This is a genomic window from Siphonobacter sp. BAB-5385, from assembly GCF_002261125.1.
Lineage (GTDB): Bacteria > Bacteroidota > Bacteroidia > Cytophagales > Spirosomataceae > Siphonobacter.
The window spans coordinates 1-215 of the sequence record NZ_NMPS01000246.1 but is presented as its reverse complement, the minus strand read 5'-3'; the positions used below and the strand labels follow the sequence as shown (position 1 = coordinate 215).

General features: G+C 56.3%; 1 protein-coding gene. It reads left to right on the top strand.

Annotation, left to right across the window (positions count from 1 at the left end):
• Nucleotides 1-215, top strand: a 215-nt coding sequence (locus tag BWI93_RS28020) for a hypothetical protein (protein WP_176454344.1), incomplete at both ends; no start/stop codon positions are given.

Below are 215 nucleotides of genomic sequence, written 5' to 3'. Positions count from 1 at the left end.
GAGATCAATCCGATCTGTTTCCCGCACCAAAAAGATACCATCCGCTGGGCGGCAGAGGGCGGACGCCGGGCCATTTTTGCTAGTTTTGGCCTTGGTAAATCAATCATGCAGCTGGAGCTGGGAAGACTGGCTACCTCAAAGCAGGGCGGCAAGGGTCTTATCGTTTGCCCGCTGGGAGTGAAGCAGGAATTTAAAGCCGACGCTGAGCGGCTGGG